The sequence below is a fragment of the Streptomyces phaeoluteigriseus genome, from assembly GCF_001896135.2.
GTDB lineage: Bacteria > Actinomycetota > Actinomycetes > Streptomycetales > Streptomycetaceae > Streptomyces > Streptomyces phaeoluteigriseus.
This window is the reverse complement of sequence record NZ_MPOH02000009.1, coordinates 212159-228690: the sequence shown is the minus strand read 5'-3', so window position 1 is coordinate 228690 and position 16532 is coordinate 212159. Positions and strand designations below refer to the sequence as shown.

Here is a 16532-nt window from a genome sequence, read left to right as displayed (position 1 = left end):
CGGGCATGTCGGGAAGATTCCCGGTGTGCGGATCCTCATCCGTTTCTGTGCGATTGCCGAAGGATGTTGATCGGCTGAACAGCATGTGCCCGATCCCGTACGCCTCGTGATCGAGCCTGTCCGGCCGAGCAGAGTAGCCGGACCTGGAGGGCCTGGCCACCACGTGCGCGAGGATGGGGGCCATGAACGCCATCATCTCCGCATCCGAACTCGCGAGCGCCCTGGCGGGGGAGAATCCGCCGGTCGTACTGGACGTCCGCTGGCAGCTCAGCGTGGCGAAGGCGGCCGGCGAGCCGTCGTTCGACGGCCGGGCCGCCTACGCGTCGGGCCACGTACCGGGCGCCGTGTACGTCGACCTGGACCGGGAACTGGCCGGGGCGTCCGGCGCGGGCGGCCGTCACCCGCTGCCGGACCTGGCGGATTTCGGGGCCGCGATGCGCCGGGCGGGCGTGTCGGCCGCCCGCCCGGTGGTCGCGTACGACGGCGGTCAGGGCTGGGCGGCGGCCCGCGCGTGGTGGCTGCTGCGTTGGACGGGTCACCCGGATGTGCGAGTCCTCGACGGCGGGTTGACGGCGTGGCAGGGGGAGCTGTCGGTCGACGTTCCGGTGCGCACGGAGGGCGACTTCGAGCCGCGCCCGGGCGCGGGACTGCTCGACGCGGACGCGGCGGCGGCGCTGGCCCGCTCGGGAGTGCTGTTCGACGCGCGCGCGGGCGAGCGGTACCGCGGCGAGGTGGAGCCGATCGACCGGATCGGTGGACACGTTCCCGGTGCGGTGTCGGCGCCGACGACGGACAACGTCGGCCCGGACGGCCGCTTCCTGCCCGCCGAGGACCTGAGGGACCGCTTCAGGTCGCTGGGGGCGTCCGACGGCAGGGAGGTGGGCGTGTACTGCGGCTCCGGCGTCTCGGGCGCCCATGAGGTGCTGGCGCTCGCGGTGGCGGGGATTCCGGCGGCCCTGTACGTCGGTTCGTGGTCGGAGTGGTCCTCGGACCCGTCCCGTCCGGTCGCCGTGGGCCCGGACCCCCGGTGACCCTGTCGCGTGCGACACGAAAAGGGGCCGCACCGAACAGGTGCGGCCCCTTCTCACGTATGAAGCTGTATGCGAACCGACTTATGCGAACCGGCGGCTGCGGGGGGCGGGTTGCCGTACGGCTGCCCGCTCCCGTCACTCCTGCTTCTTGCGCCGGGTGCCGAACACGATCTCGTCCCAGCTGGGCACCGCGGCGCGGCGGCCGGGGCGGACACCGTCGGCCTCGGCCTGGCGGTCGGTGGAGCCGATGAGACGGTCGCGGTGACTGCCAACGGAACGGGGCATGAGGACGTCCGCGTAGGCGGAACCGGCGGACGCGGCAGGCGCGGGCGGCTCCTCGACGGCCGGTTCCTCCGCGGGCTCCTCCGGTTCCTCCGAGGGGATCTCCGGGACCACCATGTCGCCCCGGAAGCTCGGTACCGCCTCCAGCAGGCTGGTCAGCGAGTCCCGCTCCCGCTCGCCGGTGGTCTCCTCGGCCGGCTCGGAGGGCGGCGCGGGCAGACTCTGCCGATCGAGCGCACGGTCCATCGTGCGGTCGCGGGGCAGCCGGGCGATGCGTGGGACGAAGGGAAAGCTGGGCTCCGGCGCGGCGAGGTCGTCGGACTCGCCGATCAGCGAGCGCGCCTCGTCGTCGACGGCCTGGACGAGCCGCCGGGGCGGGTCGTACGTCCAGCTCGCCGAGTGCGGTTCGCCCGCGACCAGGTAGACGAGCAGGACCTCCCAGGTGCCGTCGTCGCGGCGCCAGGAGTCCCACTGGACGGTGTCCTTCTCGGCTCCGCGCAGGGTCAGCCGCTCCTGCACGGACTCACCGAGCTGCGGCCCGGCGTTCTCTCCGGGCCGGCGGACCGGAGTCTTGCGGGCCCGCTCGGCCATGAACGCGCGCTCGGCCAGCACGGGGCCTTCGAAACGGCGTACGCGGTCGACGGGGATGCCTGCCATCTGCGCGACTTCTTCCGCGGTCGCGCCGGCACGTATACGCGCCTGGATGTCGCGGGGGCGGAGATGGCTCTCCACCTCGATCTCGATCTGGCCGAGGCGGGGACGGTCGCCGCGGACCGCGGCGCGCAGACGCTCGTCGATCGGAAGCGTGTACTCCGTGCTGTCCGCAGCCTTCAGCACCAGCCGTGTGCCGTCATTCGAGACGGCCACGACACGCAGTTCGGGCATGGGGACCTCCCGGGTGGTGCCTGCCGACGTCACGTGCGTCGCTGCTTCCGCTAGTCGAGTGTGGCCTGCCCGGGTGCAGCCTGCCACAACCTTGCCGAGTTGCCCGGCGTGTCGCGCGAGGGTCCTTGATCGCCGTTATGGCACGGTTATCAATTCGCCACGCTGAGTGACCAACTCGGTAACCCTGTGCAACCGGCCCCCTCCTGTCAAGGCTCCGGACATCCTGGTGGGAGACCGGACCCAGGGCTCGCAACAGTACTCCATTCGGGCCACGTGCGTGGATTGGCTCGCCGCCCAACTTCAGGCAAGGGGTGCGACTTGGCGACTTGGCAAGCGCTTTCCGTGATCTTGGACGTGGCGTACTTCACGCGAACGCCAGAAACGGAACTATCGGTTTCGTTCGTACGTCCCTTTTCTCGTGCAGTTGGTTGATCAAGTAGGGAAGGTCGATCAAGTACGGGAAAGGCAGGCAAGGTCCAGGAATGCGTGAACAGTCCGTTGCCGACCAGGAGTCGAGTGTCGAGGAGGAGGTGAAGGGGAAGAAGCGGATCGACCTGAGCGTCCCCCAGGTCGCGGGCAGCGCCGTCGCCGCCGTGGTGGCCGCCGAGCTCGCCTCGTACTTCGGTGTCTACGGCACGATCCTCGGCGTGGGCGTCGTGAGTGTCGTCGCCACCTGCGGCGGCACCGTCTTCCAGCACTTCTTCAGCCGCACCGGCGAGCAGTTCCGGGAAGCGGCCGTGGTTCCCCGGCCCAGCGGGGCGAACGCCCTCGCACCCGGCGAGTACTCCGCGGGGACGGTCCACCGCGCGCGCGTGCGGAGCTGGAGACGGCCGGTCGTCGCGGCGGCGCTGGTCTTCGGCGTCACCATGGGCGGCATCACCGCCTACGAACTGACCGCCGGCGGCGACGGCGGTACGACCGTCGGCGACGCCCTCTCCGGCACCACCGCCTCGTCCTCGGGTACCGACCCCGACCCGGACGACGCCCCGGCCACCGACGGCACCGGCACCGCACCCACCTCCCCGGAGAGCGCGGCCACCGGAGCCGCCACCCCCTCCGCCGACGGCACGGCCTCGGAGTCCCCGCAGGACGACGACGGCGGTACGGCCTCGCCGGAGCCCACGCCGAGCGCGAGTGCGACCCGGGAGACGGAAACCGGAGCGGAGGCGACGCCCACGCCCACGGGGGCCGCTACTGCCCCAGAACCCTCCGCAAGTAGTCGTTCTGGAACCGCCGGTCAGGATCCAGCCGGTCCCGCAACGCCGTGAACTCGCCGAACCGCGGGTAGACCCCGGCGAAGTACTCCGCGTCCCGCGTGTGGATCTTGCCCCAGTGCGGCCGGCCCTCGTGCGCGGTGAGGATGCGCTCGGCCGCGGTGAAGTAGCCCTGGTACGGAGCACCCTTGACCATGTGGACGGCGATGTACGCGCTGTCGCGGCCGGAGGCGGTGGACAGGGTGATGTCATCGGCCGGCGCCGTGCGCACCTCGACGGGGAAGCTGATCCGCAGGGGGGAGCGCTCGACCATGGCCTTCAGCTCGCGCAGCGTCTCGGTCACCGCCTCGCGCGGCACGGCGTACTCCATCTCCACGAACCGGACCCGGCGCGGCGACGTGAAGACCCTGTAGGGGATGTCCGTGTAGGTGCGCGCGGAGAGCGCCTTGCTGGACACCTGGGCTATCGCCGGGATGGTGGCGGGTACCGCCCGGCCGACCCACTGGGCCGCCTGGAAGACGCCGTTGGAGAGGAACTCGTCCTCGAACCAGCCGGCCAGCTGCCCCACCGGCCTGCGCGGGCCCGCGCTGCGGTTGTTGCGCTTGGTGTTGGTGCTGCCGGTGTGCGGGAACCAGTAGAACTCGAAGTGCTCGTTTTCCGCCCACAGTTCGTCGAAGTCGGCGAGGACCCTGTCGAGCGGCATCGGCTCCTCGCGCGCGGTGAGCAGGAAGATCGGCTCCACGGCGAAGGTGATCGCGGTGACGATACCGAGGGCGCCGAGACCGATCCGGGCCGCCGCGAAGACCTCCGGGTTCTCCTTCTCCGAGCAGGTCAGGACCGAGCCGTCCGCCGTGACCAGTTCCAGTCCCTTGATCTGCGCGGCGATGGAGGCCGACTCGCGGCCCGTGCCGTGGGTGCCCGTACTGACGGCTCCGGAGACGGTCTGCTCCATGATGTCGCCCATGTTGGTGAGCGACAGCCCCTCGCGCGCCAGCGCCAGGTTGAGTCTCCGCAGCGGGGTGCCCGCCTCGACGGTGACGGTCAGGGCGTCGCGATCAATGTCGCGGATGCCGGTCAACAGTTGAGGGCGTATCAACACACCGTCCGTCGCGGCGATCGACGTGAAGGAATGGCCCGTGCCGACCGCCTTGACCGTCAGCCCGTCCTCGGCCGCCCGGCGCACGGCCGCGGTCAGTTCGTCGACGGACGCGGGCGTGACCTCCCGCGCCGGCCGGGAGGCGACATTGCCGCCCCAGTTACGCCACGTGCCGCTCTTCCCGCTCGCTGTGCTGCTCAACGGTGCCTCCACGACCCGGCGCCGGCCTGCTGAGCCGGCGGTACCCGAGGAAACCGACCGCGACCGCGACGGCCCCGGACACCGCCGGAACCCCGTACCCGGCCCGCGCACCCGCCGAGTCGATGACCCAGCCGGCGATCGCGGAGCCCAGCGCGACCCCGACCGCGAGCCCGGTACTCACCCAGGTCATGCCCTCGGTCAGCTGCGCGCGTGGTACGTGCTCTTCGATGAGGGACATCGTCGTGATCATCGTGGGAGCGATGGCGAGGCCCGCGACGAAGAGCGCCACGGCCAGAAACGGCAAGTTCCCGACCAGTAGGAGGGGGATCATACTCACGCCCATCATGAACACGCCCAGCAACCAGCGTCGCTCCGGGGCTCCTCGGAGACGCAGCAGACCGAAGACCAGGCCCGCCGCACAGGAACCGGCCGCGTACAGGGCCAGGACCAGGCTCGCCGCGGCCTTGTGCCCCTGCTCGTCGGCGAAGGCGACGGTGACCACGTCGACCGCCCCGAAGATCGTCCCCGTCGCCACGAACGTCGCCACCAGCACCTGCAGACCGGGCGAGCGCATCGCCGTACCGCCGCCCTTCCGATCCTGCGGGTGGGGCTCGGGCTCGGTGGCCCGCTGCGCGGTCAGCCAGAAGACGCCGACGGCGAGGAAGCAGGCCGCCAGCAGCGGGCCGGCCTCGGGGAACCAGGCCGTGGAGAGGCCGATGGAGATGATGGGGCCGAAGATGAAGCAGACCTCGTCCACCACGGACTCGAAGGAGTACGCGGTGTGCAACTGCGGAGTCCCCCGGTACACGGCCGCCCAGCGGGCCCGGATCATCGCGCCGAGCGAGGGCACCGAACCGATCGCGGCGGCGCACACGAACAGCACCCAGTCCGGCCACTCGAAGTGCGCGGCCAGCAGCAGCCCCGCCGACGCGACGAGCGCCACCAGCGTGGCCGGCCGCAGCACCCTGCGCTGCCCGTGCCGGTCCACCATGCGCGAGATCTGCGGCCCGATCGCCGCCGCCGACAGCGCGATGGTCGCCGAGAGGGCGCCCGCGAGGCCGTAGCGCCCGGTGAGCTGGGAGACCATCGTGACCACGCCGATGCCCATCATCGACAGCGGCATCCGACCGAGGAACCCCGCGGCGGAGAAACTCCTGGAGCCGGGGGCGGCGAACAGGGCGCGGTAGGGGCTGGGCACGGAAGTCTCCGTCGGGTCCGGTCACGCGTGCGTTTCGGCTCGGCACGGCGCGAGGAAGAGGTGGCTCTGCGGGGCTCGGTAAGGCATGCGACGCGTGCTGCGGGCCCGGTAAGGCGTGTACGCAGCTGATACAGCTTACGAGTTAGGCAACCCTAACGCACCTCCCGTTCGCCTCTTCGCGCGGGAGCCGCCCGCCACGCCACCCGGCGTTTCCGGGCTGTCGGTGACGGGTGGCAGGATCGAGACATGCGAGACGCGCTCGACGCCACCCCCTACGACGCCCTGCTCCTGCTCTCCTTCGGCGGACCGGAAGGCCCGGACGACGTGGTCCCGTTCCTGGAGAACGTGACGCGCGGTCGCGGCATCCCCAAGGAACGCCTCAAGGAGGTCGGGCAGCACTACTTCCTGTTCGGCGGGATCAGCCCCATCAACGGCCAGAACCGAGCCCTGCTGGACGCTCTGCGCAAGGACTTCGCGGACCACGGGCTCGACCTGCCGGTCTACTGGGGCAACCGCAACTGGGCCCCGTACCTGACGGACACCCTGCGCGAGATGGTCGCCGACGGCCGCCGCCGCATCCTCGTCCTCGCCACCAGCGCGTACGCCTCGTACTCGGGCTGCCGTCAGTACCGCGAGAACCTCGCCGACTCGCTGGCCGCGCTGGAGGCCGAAGGGCTGGAGCCGCCGAAGATCGACAAACTGCGGCACTACTTCAACCACCCGGGCTTCGTGGAGCCCATGATCGACGGCGTGCTCCGCTCCCTCGCCGACCTCCCCGAGGACGTTCGGGACCGCGCCCACATCGCCTTCACGACCCACTCCATCCCGACGGCCGCCGCGGACACCTCCGGCCCCGTCGAGAGCCACGGCGACGGTGGGGCGTACGTCGCGGAGCACCTGGAGGTGGCCCGGCTCGTCGCCGACGCCGTCCGCGAGCGCACCGGCGTCGACCACCCCTGGCAGCTCGTCTACCAGTCCCGCTCCGGCGCCCCGCACATCCCGTGGCTGGAGCCCGACATCTGCGACCACCTGGAGGAGCGGCACGCCGCCGGGGCGCCGGCCGTCGTGATGGCCCCCATCGGCTTCGTCTCCGACCACATGGAGGTCCTCTACGACCTCGACACGGAGGCCACGGCCAAGGCCGGGGAACTGGGCCTGCCGGTGCGCCGCTCGGCCACCGTCGGCGCCGACCCGCGCTTCGCCGCCGCGATCCGCGAACTCGTCCTGGAGCGCGCCGCCGTCGAGAGCGGCCGGTCCGTCACCCCGTGCGCCCTGGGCGCCCTCGGCCCGAGCCACCACCTCTGTCCCGTCGGCTGCTGTCCGTCCCGTGCCCCGAAGCCCGCCGCCGCGGGCGCCGACAGCCCGTACGCGTGAGGAGCCCCGTGACCGACCCCCTGCACACCGAACTGCTCGAACTGGCCGCGGAAGCCGCCCGCCGGGCCGGCGAACTGCTGCGGGACGGGCGCCCGGCCGACCTCGCGGTCGCCGCCACCAAGTCGAGCCCCATCGACGTCGTCACCGAGATGGACATCGCGGCCGAGAAGCTGATCACCGGCCTGATCTCCGAGCACCGCTCCGACGACGGCTTCCTGGGCGAGGAGGGCGCCTCGAGCGAGGGCAGCAGTGGCATCCGCTGGGTGATCGACCCCCTCGACGGCACCGTGAACTACCTCTACGGGCTGCCCACCTGGGCGGTGTCCATCGCCGCGGAGCAGGACGGCGAGACCGTCGCCGGGGTCGTGGCGATCCCGATGCGCGGCGAGACGTACCGCGCGGTACGCGGTGGCGGCGCGTGGGCGACCGGTGCCTGGGAGGGCGAACGCAGCATCGCCTGCCGGCCGGCGGCACCGCTCGAGCAGGCCCTGGTCTCCACCGGCTTCAACTACGTCACCTCGGTCCGCGCCCACCAGGCCGAGGTCGCCCGGCGACTGATCCCGCTGCTGCGCGACATCCGGCGCAGCGGCTCCGCGGCCGTCGACCTGTGTGACGTGGCCGTCGGGCGCCTCGACGGGTACTACGAGCGCGGTCTGCACCCCTGGGACCTCGCGGCGGGCGACCTGATCGCCCGGGAGGCGGGCGCCCTGACCGGTGGACGCCCCGGAGAGGGGCCCTCACACGAGCTGGCGATCGCCGGCACCCCTGGCGTCTTCGAGCCCCTCCAGCGGCTCCTGGAGGACTTCGGCGCCTGGCACGACTGAGCGCACCGCACCGCGGCGACCGGGCTTTCGACCGGGCGTCCGGCGCGAACACACGAAGGGGCCCCGGCGCTGGATTCGCCGGGGCCCCTCCGTCGTACGGGCGACCTGCTCAGGCCGCCGTCACACCGACCTGCACACCGTGCTCGGCGGCGAGGCGGCGCAGGTCGTCGAGCTCGCCCTGCTCGACCTCCACGAGGAAGTCGTCGCCCTCGTCGAGAGCCCGCGTCAGGTCGGACTCGGTTGCCCTTATGCGCTGCAGAAGTCCTGCGGTGAATGCGTCCATGCTGCGCCCCCTCGTCCTGGGTCGTGGGTCTGTGGCACGGGGGTGTGCCGGTTGGGAAGGGGCGATCACGTCTCCCATAGGTGCCCAGCGCTGCCCAGCCGGGCGGCGACGGTGCCGGACACCCACGCCCACTCTGCGGCGAGCGGATCGCGGAATGCCGCATGGTGCTGCGGCACATGCAGAGCGTGATCGCGGGGTGTAAAGCCGTCCTCCCCCCGCTCCCTTTCGCAGAAACCTCAACCCGACGAGAAAATCTGGCATTCCCGGGCCTCACACCCGTCCTTCAGGGCCCTCCCACCCGTCTTACCGCCGACTTATGGCCGAAAAGGGCAGGATGGAAGCACACACTCACCGAACCCCCTGCCCGCGTGCGCCCTCGGAGCGCTACGCGGGTGGACACAGGAAGGACAAGCGACGTGCGCGTACTCGTCGTCGAGGACGAGCAGCTGCTCGCCGATGCGGTGGCCACCGGACTGCGCCGGGAGGCCATGGCCGTCGACGTCGTGTACGACGGTGCGGCCGCCCTGGAGCGCATCGGCGTGAACGACTACGACGTGGTCGTCCTCGACCGTGACCTCCCGCTCGTGCACGGCGACGACGTCTGCCGCAAGATCGTGGAGCTGGGCATGCCCACCCGCGTGCTGATGCTCACTGCCTCCGGCGACGTCAGCGACCGCGTCGAGGGCCTGGAGATCGGCGCCGACGACTATCTCCCGAAGCCCTTCGCCTTCAGCGAGCTGATCGCACGCGTGCGTGCCCTGGGCCGGCGCACCAGCCTGCCGCTGCCGCCCGTCCTGGAGCGCGCCGGCATCAAGCTCGACCCGAACCGCCGCGAGGTCTTCCGTGACGGCAAGGAGGTGCAGCTGGCCCCGAAGGAGTTCGCCGTCCTGGAGGTGCTGATGCGCAGCGAGGGTGCCGTCGTCTCCGCGGAGCAGCTGCTGGAGAAGGCGTGGGACGAGAACACCGACCCGTTCACCAACGTCGTGCGCGTGACCGTCATGACCCTGCGCCGCAAGCTCGGCGAACCGCCGGTGATCGTCACCGTCCCCGGTTCCGGCTACCGGATCTGAGCCCGTGGCCACGACTCCAGCGCCTCCCCAGGCGCCGCCCAAGCCCACCTGGGACCCGAGGCGGCCGCAGGCCCCCTTCCCCTGGCTGCGGCCCACCATCCGGATACGGCTCACGCTGCTGTACGGCGGAATGTTCCTGATCGCCGGCATCCTGCTGCTGTCGATCATCTATCTGCTGGCGGCGAACGCGCTGAACGTGGGCAGTGATCTGCCCTTCAAGATCCTCGCCGGACAGGTCGCCAGCGACATCTGCAACTTCCCGAACGAGCCGACCGCCAGCGAACTCAACCGCGCGATGAACGAGTGTGCCAATCAGCAGCGCCAGCACGCCCTGGACGACCTGCTCAGCCGCTCCCTGCTGGCCCTTCTCGGACTCGCCGTGATCGCGTTCGCCTTCGGTTACGCGATGGCCGGCCGTGTGCTCGCCCCGCTCGGCCGGATCCTTCGTACCGCGCGCTCCGTGGCGGGCTCGGACCTGTCCCGCCGTATCGAACTGGACGGGCCGGACGACGAGCTGAAGGAACTGGCCGACACCTTCGACGACATGCTGGAGCGGTTGCAGCGCGCGTTCACCGCGCAGCAGCGTTTCGTCGGGAACGCCTCGCACGAACTGAGAACGCCACTGGCGATCAACCGCACGCTGCTCGAAGTGCACCTCTCGGACCCGAACGCGCCGGTGGAGCTCCAGCAGCTCGGCAAGACGCTGCTGGCCACCAATGAACGCAGCGAGCAGCTCGTGGAGGGCCTGCTGCTGCTCGCCCGCAGCGACAACCAGATCGTCGAGCGCAAGCCGGTCGACCTGGCGGAGGTCGCAGGGCAGGCCATCGATCAGGTGCACGGCGAGGCGGAGGCGAAGGGCGTGAAGATCCGCGGGAAGCGGGATTCCGCCGTCGTGCAGGGCAATGGCGTCCTGCTGGAGCGGATCGCGCTTAACCTGGTGCAGAACGCCGTGCGCTACAACGTCCCCGAGGACGGCTGGGTCGAGGTGACCACTGAGGTCCTGCACGGCCAGGCGGTCCTCGTCGTGTCCAATACGGGCCCGGTGGTCCCCGCTTACGAGATCGACAATCTTTTCGAGCCCTTCCGGCGGTTGCGCACGGAACGTACGGGCAGTGACAAGGGCGTCGGGCTCGGCCTGTCGATCGCGCGCTCAGTGGCACGGGCGCACGGCGGCCATATCGCGGCCCAGCCGCGCGAGGGAGGAGGGCTCGTGATGCGAGTCAGCCTGCCGCTCTGAGAACATGCCGCTACCTACGTGGGCTTGTTCGCTTTACGCGGAATTTTTGGGCCCTTGATCGGGCTTCCCCGTGTGTGATCGATCACAAGGGCGAATTTCCGGCCCTCTACGCTCCGTGATCATCAATGCTGCCGGAAAGCCCGGAAACACCGGGTTTTCCGGGGTCCTGATCACGGGAAGTACACGGTGAGGCGCTTTTGAAGTGCGGCGTTCGGACCGTGTACGGTCCCGATCGCCATCCAAGCCGATCACTCTCGATGAGTCCGGTTGGGTGTCGATTGAGTAACAGACCTTGATGTGAGGCAAAATCTCCGCCTCGAGGCGGGCACAAGTCCGGCCTCTCACGCGTTACGTGCGCTGGAGACACCGCAGATACCCAGAGGGGGAGAGGCGAAATGGCAACCGACTACGACACCCCACGCAAGACCGACGACGACGTTGACTCAGACAGCCTTGAAGAACTGAAGGCCCGGCGGAACGACAAGTCCGCCTCCGCAGTCGATGTCGACGAGTTCGAGGCCGCAGAAGGCCTGGAGCTGCCCGGCGCAGACCTCTCCAACGAGGAGCTGGCTGTCCGGGTTCTGCCCAAGCAGCAGGACGAGTTCACTTGCATGAGCTGCTTCCTGGTGCACCACCGCAGCCAGCTGGCCCGTGAGAAGAACGGCCAGCCGATCTGCCGCGACTGCGACTGAGGGCGGGTCGGCCGTGACTGGCTCGACCCCTCCTCGGAAGCGCCGCTTCCTCCTGTCGGGAGCGGACAAGGGGCCGTCCGACGGCCCTCACGGCGTGCGTGACGACGAGCGAGGCTCATCCGGCAGGGGAGTTGTCCCTGCGGGATCGGCCTCGCTCGAAGTGGCGGGTGACCGGGGTGACGTCCCGGCACCGGCTCAGGGCGCCGCGCCCGTCGCCAGGCGACGGGCTGCGGCGATCCGCCACAAGGCGGTGGACCTGGCCAAGGAAGGCGCCCGCAGGGGCGGCAGCCGCGCCAGGGCGGGCATCGCCCACCTCGCGGACCGGATCATCGACATGGCCCCGCGGATCCCCGTACGGGATCTTCGGACGCTCCGTCGGCAGTTCCCCGGGCTCGGGCCGGAGCAGCTCGCGGACAAGCTCGTGGCGGGCGCGGCGAAGGCCACCTCCACCGTGGGCGCGGGCGTCGGCGCGGCGGCCATGCTGCCCGTACCTCCGGCGATGCCGGCCGAGATCGCCGCGGAGATCACCGGCGTGGCGGCGATCGAGCTGAAACTGATCGCCGAACTGCATGAGGTCTACGGCGTACGACCCGCCGGGAACCTCGTCGAACGCAGCTCCGCCTATCTGCGCTCGTGGTCGGGCGAACGCGGGGTGGACGTACTGAAGCCCGCCTCGTTCAATTCCGCGCTGGGCGGCCAGATGAAGCGCGAACTGCGGCAGCAGATCATGAAGCGCATGGTCCGCGACCTGCCGAACCTCATGCCCTTCCTGGTGGGTGCCGCCGTGGGCGCGCTCATGAACCGCCGGGACACCAAGAAGCTGGCCGTCAAGGTCCGGGCCGACCTGCGCAGGATGCAGGTGCCGTGGGACGCGCTGCCCGAACTGCCGCCTCTGGAGAAGCCGGAGAACCCGCTGCCCCTGCGGGACGATCGGGAGATCGAGGGCTGAGCGAGGTCTTCACGCGGCGGAGGCGGAACTTCTGCCTGCGCCGCGGTCGCCCGCCCGACGTGTTCCCGCGAAGTGCGCCTACGCCGCGGTCTCCCGTGCCGCCCGCAGCGCCTCGGCGAGCCGTTGGGGTTCACGCGTCGACAGGTACAGGTACGGCGTCGGGTCGGCCGGGTCGGTGACCTCCACGCGCAGCGCGGTGGGGATGTACCCGCGCAGCAGCAGGAACGCCCGGGTGTCCGCCTTGTACGTGCGCCAGGCCCGCGCTTCCTCCGCGTCCAGGACCTGTGCCTCACCCAGCGCCGCGACCGGGATCTTCGCCTCGCCCGCGATCAGGGAGTCGCCGACCACGCGGATGCGCATCGAGCCGTAGGAACTGGCGGCGACCGCGGCGACCGCGGTGCCGCCGACCAGGCCGCCCAGCGACGGCAGGGTGCCGAACGGCAGCAGGATCAGGGCGAAGGCGACGCCCACGAGGAACGAGATGAACCACCAGGAGCGGGGAGCGGTGAGGCGTTCGTCGTACGGGGTGGCGGAGAGCTGCATGGAACCAAGCTTGGCACGGTGTCCGGACCCCGCCCGGGCCAGGGTGGCCCGCGCGCAGCGCTGCCGGTCGGGGTGCGGGTGGGCGACCGGCGGGCGGGTAAGGTCTGCGGCTGTGAGTGGTACTTCCTCAGCTCTTGAGCCTCCGGCCGGCGCCGTGAAACCGGTTCGGCACCCCCATGCGCCCGCGCCCGGCGACCTGCTCGGCGCGCACTACGAACACTGTTTCGGGTGTGGTGGCGGGCAGTCGCACGGGCTGCACCTGGAGGCTCGGGCCGGCGAGGGAGTGACCGTCACGGCGGAGTTCACCGTCCAGGCCGCTCACCAGGGGGCGCCCGGTCTGGCGCACGGCGGGGTCCTGGCCACCGCCCTCGACGAGACGCTCGGTTCGCTGAACTGGCTGCTGCGCACGATCGCCGTGACCGGACGGCTGGAGACCGACTTCGCGCGGCCCGTGCCCGTCGGCACGACCCTGCATCTCGAGGCCGAGGTGACCGCCGTGGCCGGACGGAAGATCTACTCCACCGCCACCGGTCGGATCGGCGGCCCCGAGGGGCCCGTCGCCGTCCGCGCGGACGCGCTCTTCGTCGAGGTCGACGTGAAGCACTTCGTCGAGCACGGCCGCCAGGCGGAGATCGACGCCGCCATGAGCGACCCGGACCAGGTCCGGCGCACCCGCGCCTTCGAGGTGAACCCGTGAGCCGTGAGCCCGTGCCCGTGCTGATCCGGCGGGTGGACCCTGACGTACCGCTCCCGACGTACGCGCATCCCGGTGACGCGGGAGCCGATCTGCGGACCACCGAGAGCCGTGAACTGGCGCCGGGGGAGCGGGTCGTACTGCCCACGGGGGTGTCCATCGCGCTTCCCGACGGGTACGCGGCCTTCGTGCATCCCCGGTCGGGGCTGGCCGCCCGATGCGGCGTCGCCCTCGTGAATGCCCCGGGGACGGTTGATGCCGGGTACCGTGGGGAGATCAAGGTGATCGTGGTGAATCTCGACCCGCGCGAGTCCGTGCGGTTCGAGCGCTTCGACCGGATTGCCCAACTGGTTGTCCAGCAGGTCGAGAAGGTCCGCTTCCAGGAGGTCGCGGAGCTTCCCGATTCGGTGCGGGCCGAGGGGGGCTTCGGGTCCACCGGTGGCCACGCCGCCGTGGACGGCGGAAGCGGCACAAACGGTCAAGCCGCCGTGGGCGGCGCGACGGGTGGGAATCGATACGCTTCGGTCGTATCCGACCGGGAAGGACAGTGACGTGTTCGGACGTCGCAAGAAGAAGGGTGCCGCCGAGGACGCGGCCGGCGAGGCCGAGCAGGTCGTCGACAGCGTCGACACTGAGGCGGACGAGACGGACGAGGCAGAGGGCGGACGCGAGCGCGTACGGCTGGAGCCGGAGCCGCGGCCCGACGGACCCTGGGACAGCTCGGAGGTGCGCGACCCCGCAGAGGGCCGCGTGGACCTGGGCGGCCTCTTCGTGCCCGGGGTCGACGGCATGGAGCTGCGGGTCGAGGTCGCCGGTGACGCGATCGTCGCGGCCACCGTCGTGCTGCGCGACAGCGCCATCCAGCTCCAGGCCTTCGCCGCTCCCAAGCGCGAGGGCATCTGGGGCGAGGTGCGCGAGGAGATCGGCTCCGGCATCACCCAGCAGGGCGGCATCATCGACGAGGTCGAGGGCCCGCTGGGCTGGGAACTGCGGGCCCAGGTGCCCGTGCAGCTGCCGGACGGCACGAGCGGGTTCCATGTCGTGCGGTTCGTCGGCGTGGACGGTCCCCGCTGGTTCCTGCGTGGGGTGATCTCGGGACAGGGCGCGGTGCAGCCGCAGGCCGCGGGTCTGCTGGAGCAGATCTTCCGGGACACGGTCGTGGTCCGCGGTGAGGGCCCGATGGCGCCCCGTGACCCGATCGTCCTGAAGCTGCCCAACGACGCCCAGATGGTTCCCGAGACGGTGCAGCAGGAGGACGCGGGTTCCCGCTTCTCCGGCGGCATGGGCCAGTTGCAGCGCGGGCCGGAGATCACGGAAGTCCGCTAGCCGGCAGCGGACGCACTCGGCAGACAGTCGGAGAAAAGGGCCGCATCCCCTCCCGGGGGTGCGGCCCTTTCGGCATGCGCGCACCCTTGACGGCTCATTGGTCTGTACCTACGGTCTCCGCTCAACGCCTGGTTCATAAGGGCGCTCCTTGTTCACGTACGAGAACGGAGTCGCTGTGCGCAGTCCCGCATTGCCTGTGACCGTGGCCGCCCTGCTCCTGGGCGCCCTCGCCTCGCCCGCCGTCACCCGCGCCGAGGCCGCCCCCGCCGCCTTCGCCCACCCCGGCGTCACCGTCTCCCGGGCCCAGCTCGACTTCGCCCGCCGACAGGTCGATGCCGGTGCCCAGCCCTGGAAGGGCGCGTTCGACCGGCTGCTCGCGAGCAAGTACGCCGACCTGAACCGCGTCCCCAAGCCGCGCGCGATCGTCGAGTGCGGCTCGTACTCCAATCCCAACAACGGCTGTACGGACGAGCGCGAGGACGCGATCGCCGCCTACACGCAGGCCCTGGCCTGGTACGTGACGCGCGATGAGCGGCACGCGAGGAAGGCGATCGAGCTGATGGACGCCTGGTCCGCGGTGATCAAGGACCACACCAACAGCAACGCGCCCCTCCAGGCCGGCTGGGCGGGCTCGTCCTGGCCCAAGGCGGCCGAGATCATCAAGCACACGTACTCCGGCACCTGGGCCGGCTCCGGGCGCTTCGCCGGCATGCTGCGCGACGTCTACCTCCCCGAGGTCATCAACGGCTCGAACTCCAACGGCAACTGGGAACTGTCGATGATGGAGGCCGCCGTCGGCATCTCCGTCTTCCTGGAGGACAAGACGTCGTACGACAAGGCCATGGCGAAGTTCCGCACCCGCACCGCCGCCTACGTCTACCTCGCGTCCGACGGCGACCTGCCGAGGACCGTCCCGAGCCAGAACCTCGACACCCGGGCGAAGATCGTCGCCTACTGGCAGGGCCAGTCCACCTTCGTCAACGGTCTCAGCCAGGAGACCTGCCGCGACTTCACCCACACCGGGTACGGCATCTCAGCCATCGCGCACATCGCCGAGACCAGCCGCATCCAGGGCCAGGACCTGTACGGCACCGACGTCGGCGAACGGCTGCGGCACGCCCTCGGCCTGCACGCCACCTACCAGCTCGGCACCGCCGCACCGGGCTGGCTGTGCGGCGGCTCCCTGAAACTGGGCCTCGGCCCGGTCACCGAGGTCGGCTACAACGCGCTGCACAACCGGCTCGGCATCGCGATGACGAACACCCAGACGCTGACCCTCCAGAACCGCCCGGCGGGCAGCAACAACCTCTTCGTCGCCTGGGAGACGCTCACGCACGGGGACAGCACGGTGTGAGAGTGGCGCCGCGGGGTGCCGGAGACGGCATCCGCACGGCGGGCGGAAATCGGGACCCTCCGACGTGAACCGATCGGGGGGTCCCGTCCGATGTAGGGGTGAGGGGGAAGCGGCGAGGGAGCGAGGGGGAGGGCGTATGACCGGGTCGACCTGCGGGGTGTCCGCCGCGTCAGGGTTGCGTCAAAGGAGTCCCGCGCCCTCCCCCTCGTCCCCTTTGTCCGTGTCGTCGGCCGTAAGGTCGACGCTGCGCAGGCAGGAGTCGGCGGAAGACAATGAGGC

General features: G+C 70.9%; 17 protein-coding genes. 12 read left to right on the top strand and 5 right to left on the bottom strand.

Annotated elements, in window-relative coordinates; all coding sequences use genetic code 11:
* Positions 1 to 182 precede the first annotated feature (182 nt).
* A complete protein-coding gene (locus BM536_RS08815) occupies positions 183 to 1031 on the top strand; it encodes a sulfurtransferase (RefSeq protein ID WP_094102776.1) in 849 nt (282 codons plus the stop codon).
* A 135-nt stretch (positions 1032 to 1166) separates the two neighbouring features.
* Here the strand turns inward: BM536_RS08815 and sepH are convergent, their stop codons facing one another.
* Positions 1167 to 2198: a septation protein SepH gene (sepH, locus tag BM536_RS08810; RefSeq protein WP_073492361.1), complete on the bottom strand. Its 1032-nt coding sequence runs from the start codon at positions 2196 to 2198 to the stop codon at positions 1167 to 1169.
* 482 nt (positions 2199 to 2680) lie between these two features.
* On the opposite strand from sepH, the gene BM536_RS08805 reads away from it, so the two are divergent.
* Positions 2681 to 3466: a hypothetical protein gene (locus tag BM536_RS08805; protein ID WP_094102775.1), complete on the top strand. Its 786-nt coding sequence runs from the start codon at positions 2681 to 2683 to the stop codon at positions 3464 to 3466.
* On the opposite strand, the gene BM536_RS08800 is transcribed toward BM536_RS08805, so the two are convergent.
* Both BM536_RS08800 and BM536_RS08795 read right to left on the bottom strand, forming a co-directional pair.
* Complete coding sequence (locus tag BM536_RS08800) at positions 3390 to 4709, bottom strand: D-arabinono-1,4-lactone oxidase (RefSeq protein ID WP_073492354.1); 1320 nt, start codon at positions 4707 to 4709, stop codon at positions 3390 to 3392. The genes BM536_RS08805 and BM536_RS08800 overlap by 77 nt on opposite strands.
* Positions 4669 to 5907: an MFS transporter gene (locus BM536_RS08795; RefSeq protein ID WP_073492352.1), complete on the bottom strand. Its 1239-nt coding sequence runs from the start codon at positions 5905 to 5907 to the stop codon at positions 4669 to 4671. Before BM536_RS08795 ends, BM536_RS08800 begins: the two co-directional genes overlap by 41 nt.
* Positions 5908 to 6153: 246 nt before the next feature.
* Between BM536_RS08795 and BM536_RS08790 the strand changes: the two genes are divergently transcribed.
* On the top strand, positions 6154 to 7281 hold the full coding sequence (locus BM536_RS08790) for a ferrochelatase (protein ID WP_073492350.1): 1128 nt from the start codon (positions 6154 to 6156) through the stop codon (positions 7279 to 7281).
* 8 nt (positions 7282 to 7289) lie between these two features.
* Entirely contained in the window at positions 7290 to 8105 is an 816-nt protein-coding gene (locus tag BM536_RS08785; RefSeq protein WP_073492348.1) for an inositol monophosphatase family protein, read from the top strand.
* 109 nt (positions 8106 to 8214) lie between these two features.
* Here the strand turns inward: BM536_RS08785 and BM536_RS41155 are convergent, their stop codons facing one another.
* Positions 8215 to 8388, bottom strand: a complete 174-nt coding sequence (locus tag BM536_RS41155) for a hypothetical protein (RefSeq protein WP_170109890.1) — start codon at positions 8386 to 8388, stop codon at positions 8215 to 8217.
* A gap of 416 nt (positions 8389 to 8804) precedes the next feature.
* Between BM536_RS41155 and BM536_RS08780 the strand changes: the two genes are divergently transcribed.
* The 4 genes from BM536_RS08780 (at position 8805) to BM536_RS08765 (ending at position 12336) form a co-directional block, all read left to right on the top strand.
* Complete coding sequence (locus BM536_RS08780; protein ID WP_020125132.1) at positions 8805 to 9458, top strand: response regulator transcription factor; 654 nt, start codon at positions 8805 to 8807, stop codon at positions 9456 to 9458.
* 4 nt (positions 9459 to 9462) lie between these two features.
* Positions 9463 to 10695 (top strand): sensor histidine kinase, encoded by a 1233-nt coding sequence (locus BM536_RS08775; protein WP_073492346.1) that lies wholly within the window; start codon positions 9463 to 9465, stop codon positions 10693 to 10695.
* Between the two features lie 395 nt (positions 10696 to 11090).
* Complete coding sequence (locus BM536_RS08770; protein WP_003993510.1) at positions 11091 to 11387, top strand: DUF4193 domain-containing protein; 297 nt, start codon at positions 11091 to 11093, stop codon at positions 11385 to 11387.
* Between the two features lie 13 nt (positions 11388 to 11400).
* Entirely contained in the window at positions 11401 to 12336 is a 936-nt protein-coding gene (locus tag BM536_RS08765) for a hypothetical protein (protein WP_073492344.1), read from the top strand.
* 78 nt (positions 12337 to 12414) lie between these two features.
* Here BM536_RS08765 and BM536_RS08760 read toward each other — a convergent pair whose 3' ends face one another.
* Positions 12415 to 12879 (bottom strand): DUF3093 domain-containing protein, encoded by a 465-nt coding sequence (locus BM536_RS08760; protein WP_073492343.1) that lies wholly within the window; start codon positions 12877 to 12879, stop codon positions 12415 to 12417.
* 112 nt (positions 12880 to 12991) lie between these two features.
* Here BM536_RS08760 and BM536_RS08755 point away from each other — a divergent pair, with 112 nt between their 5' ends.
* The 4 genes from BM536_RS08755 (at position 12992) to BM536_RS08740 (ending at position 16253) form a co-directional block, all read left to right on the top strand.
* The gene (locus BM536_RS08755; RefSeq protein ID WP_073492341.1) at positions 12992 to 13576 is read left to right on the top strand and encodes a PaaI family thioesterase; all 585 of its coding nucleotides are present in this window, start codon (positions 12992 to 12994) and stop codon (positions 13574 to 13576) included.
* Positions 13573 to 14124, top strand: coding sequence for a dUTP diphosphatase (dut, locus tag BM536_RS08750; protein WP_073492339.1), 552 nt, complete (start codon positions 13573 to 13575; stop codon positions 14122 to 14124). The genes BM536_RS08755 and dut overlap by 4 nt, the downstream gene beginning before the upstream one ends.
* A 1-nt stretch (position 14125) precedes the next feature.
* Positions 14126 to 14899, top strand: coding sequence for a DUF3710 domain-containing protein (locus tag BM536_RS08745; protein WP_073492337.1), 774 nt, complete (start codon positions 14126 to 14128; stop codon positions 14897 to 14899).
* A 196-nt stretch (positions 14900 to 15095) separates the two neighbouring features.
* The gene (locus BM536_RS08740; RefSeq protein ID WP_094102774.1) at positions 15096 to 16253 is read left to right on the top strand and encodes an alginate lyase family protein; all 1158 of its coding nucleotides are present in this window, start codon (positions 15096 to 15098) and stop codon (positions 16251 to 16253) included.
* The last annotated feature ends 279 nt before the right edge of the window (positions 16254 to 16532 follow it).

Coding starts and splice junctions, on each gene's coding strand:
- BM536_RS08815 (WP_094102776.1), top strand. CDS start 183: ATGAACGCCATCATCTCCGCATCCGAACTCGCGAGCGCCCTGGCGGGG.
- sepH (WP_073492361.1), bottom strand. CDS start 2,198: ATGCCCGAACTGCGTGTCGTGGCCGTCTCGAATGACGGCACACGGCTG.
- BM536_RS08805 (WP_094102775.1), top strand. CDS start 2,681: ATGCGTGAACAGTCCGTTGCCGACCAGGAGTCGAGTGTCGAGGAGGAG.
- BM536_RS08790 (WP_073492350.1), top strand. CDS start 6,154: ATGCGAGACGCGCTCGACGCCACCCCCTACGACGCCCTGCTCCTGCTC.
- BM536_RS41155 (WP_170109890.1), bottom strand. CDS start 8,388: ATGGACGCATTCACCGCAGGACTTCTGCAGCGCATAAGGGCAACCGAG.
- BM536_RS08770 (WP_003993510.1), top strand. CDS start 11,091: ATGGCAACCGACTACGACACCCCACGCAAGACCGACGACGACGTTGAC.
- BM536_RS08760 (WP_073492343.1), bottom strand. CDS start 12,879: ATGCAGCTCTCCGCCACCCCGTACGACGAACGCCTCACCGCTCCCCGC.